Source organism: Thiomonas sp. 13-64-67 (genome assembly GCF_002282795.1).
In the GTDB taxonomy this organism is placed as follows: domain Bacteria; phylum Pseudomonadota; class Gammaproteobacteria; order Burkholderiales; family Burkholderiaceae_C; genus Thiomonas; species Thiomonas arsenitoxydans.
Genome location: NZ_NCKP01000105.1, coordinates 1 through 4195 on the forward strand (window position 1 = coordinate 1; position 4195 = coordinate 4195).

Consider the following 4195-nt stretch of genomic DNA (forward strand, 5'->3'; position numbering starts at 1 on the left):
TGGTTGCCTCTCATCGTCCTCGTCTGGGTCGTTCACCGATGGCTTCAGATCGTAGTGGCCGACGCGGGCGCCAGCGGGGGATTTTTCAACGGCCTGCTAGAGCCTGTTTGCACGTTTGCGCGGTGCGCAACAGCGCACCGCAGCGTCTGACCTTCTGACGCTCCTCATCAAGGCTAAAAATGTCCGGACAGAGTAAAGGTTGGCGAAGCATGATCGAGACTGCATTCACAGTGCCCTCCGACGACAGGCGCTTGCATGCGACGGCCATTGAGAATGTCGCGGGCCGTGGAGACCCGTACGTCCTATTTCTGCATGGAGGCGGGATATCCACTACCTCAGAGGGCGTCAGATATCTTCGCTTGGCACTTGCGAATGCAGGCGTGGTAAGTGTGGCGTTCGACTTCTTCGGGCTCGGAAAAAGCGGTGGGATACTGGAGGACTCTAGCCTGCAGCGACGGCGGGAGGAAACATTGAGTGTCGTCGAAAGTTTGCGGCCACGTCGTCCCCGTGCGATCGTGGCCACCAGCATGGCTGGACATACAGCCTGCCGGTTACTCGAGGATCTGAATACCGAAGCGTTAGTTCTTTTCTGTCCTGCGGCCTATGACGCCAGTGCAGAGACGGCGCGATTCGGATCAGAGTTCCGCCGCGTGATACGTTCGACACAGGATTTTTCACGATCACCTGCCTTTGCTGCTTTGAGTCGATATTGGGGGCGCTTGCTTGTCTTTTATGGAACGGACGATGTTGTCATCCCTCATGAGGTGCAGGAGAGGTACATAAGCTCAGCGGTGAATGCTCAGAACGTCGAGTCTGTTCTTTTAACAGATGTTGGGCACAAGTTGCACGTTTGGCTTGCAACTCACACTTCTGACCGCCTAGCTGTATGCAGCCGAGTGATAGATGCTTTGGTTTGCAGAGTGAGCAATCATCGACTGAGAAATGGCTCGGTTTGACCTTTCCCCTGCAATCCGTATCCCATAGCCGACTCATGTACTGGCTTGCCGAGGTTGAACGGCGAGCCAGTCTTCTTAGAACCGCATTGGGCTGACATAGGTCGGCGTCGAGCGCAGTCGGGTGCGGTTGTACAAGAGCATCCAGGCGACGACTTCGCCCATGGCCTGGCGTCGGCATTGAAGCGTTGCCCGTGTAGCCGCTCTTCCTTCAAAGAGCCGAACAGCGTCACGCTGCAGGCGTGTCCCAACAGTTGCCGCGACAGCTCATCGACGCGGTGATGCCGTATTCGGTCAGCGCATCACGGTAGTCCTTGGCAGCGTACGACAGCATCCGCTACAGCCCACGCGGTTCATCTCATCCAGGAACTGCGCCTTGCGGGTCTTGCGGCTCGTCAGGTCCAAGCCAAGGTCAGTCTATTTTATGCCGTCATTGTCTCGACTGCACACTCGCCACGCCAGTGAGCGGTGGCTTTTTGAACACCATCCCTGAGGAAATACTGAAGAAATGACCTCTTGGGCGAAACCGCTTGTATCCAGGGTCGCTTGATAGTGTCGTCACAAGATTTGCAGCCAGAGAGCCCCGGCGGCCACCCAAAGTGCTCCACTTATGGCCACCCAAACTGCTCCACCCTGGCCGCGGTGATCTGACGCATTGAGCAAGGTGCGTCGGGTGCTGTGAGGCCCGACAGGCAGGACGTTACTTTCTGCTCCCTTATCCCGAGGGAGCCCGAGGTTGAACGTCTTGAAGCCACATTTACAAACCACCATCTGGACGCTGCTCAAAGGCGGCGCCACGCAGCGCGAGATCGAGCGCATCACCGGCATCTCACGCCACACCATCCGCGCGTATCAGCAGCGCTTTGCCGCCGACCCAGCAAACTGCCCCGGGGTGGCCACCGACTTTCCCAGTCAAACTGCTCCACCCTGGCCACCGACCCTGGCGCCGGTTGCCCCACCGGTGAGCACCTCCCGGTGCGAACCCCACCGCGCTTTCATCGACGCCCAGTTGCGCCTGGGCCGCAACGCCACCGCCATCTACCAGGACCTGGTGGACCTGCAGGGTTTCGATGGCGCCTACAACTCCGTCAAGCGTTTCGTGGCCCAACTGCGCCACAAGGCGCCCGAGCAATTCGACCGCCTTTCGTTTGCTCCCGGAGAAGAGATGCAGGTCGACTACGGCGAGGGCGCGCTCACTCGCGTGCCCGGCACCGAGCGCTGGCGCAAACCCCGCCTGTTCGTGGCCACGCTGCGTGACTCGCGGCGCAGCTTCCGCCGCGTCGTCTGGAAGTCCAGCCAGCAGGTCTGGGCCGAGCTGCACGAGCAGGCCTGGCGCTACTTCTGCGGCTCTGCCCGGTACGTGGTGCTCGACAACCTCAAGGAGGGCGTCTTGAAGCCCGACCTGTACGAGCCCGCTCTCAATCCGGTCTATGCCGCCACGCTCGCCCACTACGAAGTGGTGGCCGACCCGGCTCGGGTGCGAGACCCCAATCGCAAAGGGACGGTCGAGCACGCCATCGGCCACACCCAGGCCACCGCGCTCAAGGGCCGACGCTTCGAGAGCCTCGAGGAGCAGAACGCCTTCCTGGAACACTGGGAAGTGAAGTGGGCAGCCTCACGCATCCACGGCGCCGAGCGCCGTCAGGTGCAGGCCCTGTTCGAGGAGGAGCGCGCCCACCTGCAGCCGCTGCCCTTGACCGGCATGTCGTACTTCACCGAGGTGCAGCGCACGGTCTGCGATGACAGTTGTGTGCGCATCGAGCGCAGCAGCTACGCCGCGCGCCCAGCCCCCATTGGCACCAAGGTGCTGGTGCGGATCTTCGAGCGGCGCATCGAGATCCGGGACTTGCGCACTCAGGCCTTGCTGCGCACCCACGCCCGGGTGGATCGACCCGGCACCGTGGTGCTGCCCATGGCAGAGCGCGTGTTCAATCCTTCGCGCGAGACCCGCTTCATTCTCGCTCAGGCTCGCTCCATCGGCCCTCAGGCAGCACGCCTGTGCGAGAGGCTGTTTGCCACCCGAAGGCCGGGTGGGCCAGCGCAAGCTCTGGGGCATCGTCAACCTGGCGCGGCGCTATCCACACCGGTTTATCGACGCGGCCTGCGAGGCGGCCATGGCGCAAGGCGTGCACAGCTACCGCCACGTCAAGGCGCTGACCGAACGGCTCGTGGCCGATGCCTTGGCCGCTCTGGAGGCCGACACCCCGACACCGTCGGCGTCGCCTTCAACGTTGACCCAGCAACACGCGCTCATTCGCAGCGCCGATGAATACGGCGATCTCTTTGCCCACGCCACCACCCAATCCCTTGAGAGCACCCAGCCATGACCATGATCGAGATCGAACGCGCCCTGCGCGAGCTGCGGCTGTCGGGCATCGCCGAGACCTTGTCCACCCGCGTGATGCAGGCCCAGGCCGCTCAGCAGCCCTTCCTGGAAACCTTCGCGGCCATGCTCCAGGACGAGCTGGACCGGCGCCGCTCGCGCCTGACCGCGCGCCGCTTCAAGCGCTCGGGCCTGGATGAGCGACTCTCTCTGGCGGACTTCGACTGGCGCTTCAATCCGAAGCTGCCGCGCGGCGCCTGCTTCGAGTTGCACACCCTGAAGTGCATCACCGAGGGCGCCAACGCGCTGATCATTGGCAAGCCCGGCACCGGCAAGAGCCATGTGGCGAAGGCCGTGGCTTACCAAGCCACGCTGCAGGGCTATGACGTGCGCTATGTGGAGGCCGACACCGAGTTCGCTCGCTACGGACCGACCTGCTGGTCCTGGACGATCTGTTCCTGGCCCGGCGCATCGCGGACATCAGCGCCGCTCCATCCTCATCACCTCCAACCGCGTAGTGCAGGACTGGGGCAAGTATCTGGGCGATGCCACCATGACCACCACCATGCTCGACCGGCTCATGCACCGCTGCGCCATGCTCGAGTGCGAGGGCAAAAGTTACCGTCTGAAGGAGGCCGCCTCACGCATTGCCACCACCGCCGAATCGGCATAATCCGTCCGTCCTGCCTGGGGCAGTTTGACCGGCCATAAGTGGAGCAGTTTGGGGTGGTCAGCGGGGCAGAGGGCAAGGCAACGAATTTGCACGGCGGCAACGAATGAGGCGACGTTTTTCGCGTAGCGCGTGGCGATGCCCCGCCATCGCTTGAGATGCAGGAAGGCGTTCTCGACCAGGTGACGTAGTTTGTAGAGTGCTTTGTCATACGTGCGGGGTTGCTTGCGGTTCTTGCGTGGCGGAATC

General features: G+C 62.4%; 1 protein-coding gene and 4 pseudogenes. 3 read left to right on the forward strand and 2 right to left on the reverse strand.

All coding sequences use genetic code 11. The annotated features are described in order from the left end of the window. Window positions 1-209: 209 nt before the first annotated feature. Window positions 210-956, forward strand: coding sequence for an alpha/beta hydrolase (locus B7X30_RS15775; RefSeq protein WP_353681926.1), 747 nt, complete (start codon window positions 210-212; stop codon window positions 954-956). Window positions 957-1031: 75 nt separating this feature from the next. Here B7X30_RS15775 and B7X30_RS15830 read toward each other — a convergent pair. Further along, window positions 1032-1278: pseudogene (locus B7X30_RS15830) on the reverse strand (IS3 family transposase); the annotation flags it as partial. Between the two features lie 411 nt (window positions 1279-1689). Here B7X30_RS15830 and istA point away from each other — a divergent pair. Continuing rightward, a pseudogene (gene istA / locus B7X30_RS15070) lies at window positions 1690-3280 on the forward strand (IS21 family transposase). Beyond that, a pseudogene (locus tag B7X30_RS15075) lies at window positions 3277-3949 on the forward strand (ATP-binding protein). The pseudogenes istA and B7X30_RS15075 overlap by 4 nt, the downstream one beginning before the upstream one ends. A gap of 68 nt (window positions 3950-4017) precedes the next feature. Here B7X30_RS15075 and B7X30_RS15080 read toward each other — a convergent pair. Then, window positions 4018-4195, reverse strand: a pseudogene (locus B7X30_RS15080) (IS5/IS1182 family transposase); the annotation flags it as partial.

Excerpts from the sequence above, each read along its gene's own strand:
- B7X30_RS15775 (WP_353681926.1), top strand. The coding sequence starts at position 210 with ATGATCGAGACTGCATTCACAGTGCCCTCCGACGACAGGCGCTTGCAT.